Below are 2,275 nucleotides of genomic sequence, written 5' to 3' on the forward strand. Positions count from 1 at the left end.
TCTCGCCCACGATGTTCACCGCCTATTTTCCTTCTTCCAATGAACCAGCCCTGCCCACCTTTGGGAACGCTGGCATGATCCAGGCAACTGCCCGTTTGGGGTGTGTTTGCATCCAGCAACCCATTCTCCCCAGGCGATCCCGTTTCCAAGCTGGATATACCGTCCTGCTTATTTACCAGACTCTCTCAGCATTGCGGTTGGCACGAACACACCCGTACTGACAGAACCGTGGTTATTCTATTTGTCCTTCGGAAAGCGCCCAGGTACTTATCGTGAGCAGCAGCGCCAACCGTTGAAGCATCCAGCGGGTTTGACTGAAATCACTCGCGTTACGATCGTGCTGCCTGATGTCAACCCACTTTCGCCAGCACTGCAAGCGATCGCCGATCGCAATCTGATCCAACTTCAATCGGGAGAAACGTATCGACTCGAACTTGGGTTTGATGGCGAAACTCAAGGCAAGTGCGTTGAGTTTCAGCCTGAATTACCCCTGAAGTTTTACTGGTAAACCTGTCGCAAATTGAGGAAATGCAGTATGGATTTTTACAATCGACTCGCGCCGTTCTATCACATCATTTATGGCGATTGGGAAGCCGCGATCGCACAACAATCTGCTCAACTTTCGGCAATTGTTCGATCACAGTGGGGCAATCAGATCCAAACCATTCTAGATGTCTCCTGTGGCATTGGGACACAAGCGCTTGGGTTAGCGACTCAAGGCTATCAAGTGACGGCATCTGATCTCTCTGTGCAGGAAATCGATCGCGCTCGACGAGAAGCCCAACAGCGTCATTTAGACATCGATTTCTCGGTTTGTGATATGCGAACTGCGTACAGCCATCATCAATCTGAGTTCGATGTCGTTATTTCCTGCGATAACTCGATTCCTCACTTGCTGAATGATGCAGAAATTCTCATAGCACTGGAGCAAATGTATGCCTGCGCTCGTTTTGGTGGGGGTTGCTTACTCACGATTCGGGATTATGACAAAGAACCACGAGGAACCGGGATTGTGAAGCCTTACGGCATTCGTGAAGTTGAAGGTAAACGTTACTTAGTTTTCCAGGTGTGGGACTTTACAGGCGATGTTTACGATTTGTCGATGTACTTTGTTGAGGACGATCAACAGCGTGATCAGGCTGCGACAACAGTGATGCGATCGCGTTACTATGCGATCGCTCCCAATCATTTAATGACGCTAATGAAACAGGTTGGCTATCAGTCAGTCATCCGACTCGACGATCAGTTTTTTCAACCTGTGCTGGTTGGAACGAAATAACTTTGATCCCAAATTTCCTCAGCAAATTTGAAGCTTAGGTGCAGAAAGCACCCGTGTTCCGAAGAAGAAGCAACCGCCTCGCATTTTGGAGCAACATTCTCACGTTTGCTAGATCATCCTCCTACACATTGAAAGGGCTGGTACATTCTGGTACATTAATGTGAAACTCAAACAGTATTTGTGGCAGGTTGCAGCATTTCTCGTTGTCTTGATCATCTTCGCGTCACCTGCTTACTCTCGCCTATCCAATCAAACTCATACAGGCATTCAAATTTCGACGCTTAGCGCTCTGAATGCTGGAGTGTTTCAAGGAGCTACAACATTCGACAAGCTCAAAGCTTTCGGTAACTTTGGGTTGGGAACCTTGGAAGGATTAGATGGAGAAATGGTGCTTCTCGATGGTAAGTTCTATCAAATCAAAACGGATGGGATTGCTTACTCAGTTGCAGATCAAGCGACGACTCCTTTTGCAGTCGTGACTTTCTTTCAGCGTCCTCGATCGCTGCACTTGAAGGGGCAATTCACTTATCAACAATTGCAGCAACAAATTGATCAACAGCTACCCACAACAAATACACCTTATGCCATTCGAGTGCAGGGAGCTTTTCCTGCTTTGAAAGTGAGAAGTGTTCCTAAACAATCACCACCGTATCGTTCATTAAACGAGGTCGTGAGCCAGCAACAGAAAATTTTCGAGATGCAAAATGTGCAGGGTACATTAGTGGGATTTCGCCTGCCGCAGTACTTCAAAGGGCTGAATGTAGCAGGGTATCATTTTCATTTCATGACCCGCGATCGCAAAACAGGAGGACATTTGCTAGAGGGAACATTTCTGAACCCGATGGTTGATGTGGAGATAGTGCAGAACTGGCAGATCACATTACCCAAAAATTCTGCTTTTGAGCAAGCAGCATTAGAATAGTGAGTTCCCATCCTGACAAAGGTCGTGTTCTAGACGTGTGGAGCGATAGCTAAATGGGTAATCCAAATTCGTAC

At 47.2% G+C, this 2,275-nt stretch carries 3 protein-coding genes; all 3 read left to right on the top strand.

Translation table 11 applies throughout. From position 1 onward, the window contains the following. Window positions 1–106 precede the first annotated feature (106 nt). Window positions 107–508 carry a hypothetical protein gene (locus AC5JLB_RS30065; protein ID WP_495877488.1) on the top strand — a complete coding sequence of 134 codons (402 nt, stop codon included), beginning with the start codon at window positions 107–109 and terminating at the stop codon, window positions 506–508. A gap of 27 nt (window positions 509–535) precedes the next feature. After that, window positions 536–1,279: a class I SAM-dependent methyltransferase gene (locus AC5JLB_RS30070; RefSeq protein ID WP_495877489.1), complete on the top strand. Its 744-nt coding sequence runs from the start codon at window positions 536–538 to the stop codon at window positions 1,277–1,279. Between the two features lie 160 nt (window positions 1,280–1,439). After that, on the top strand, window positions 1,440–2,201 hold the full coding sequence (gene budA / locus AC5JLB_RS30075; protein ID WP_495877490.1) for an acetolactate decarboxylase: 762 nt from the start codon (window positions 1,440–1,442) through the stop codon (window positions 2,199–2,201). Window positions 2,202–2,275: the final 74 nt, after the last annotated feature.

The sequence above is a fragment of the Myxacorys chilensis genome (assembly GCF_059505265.1).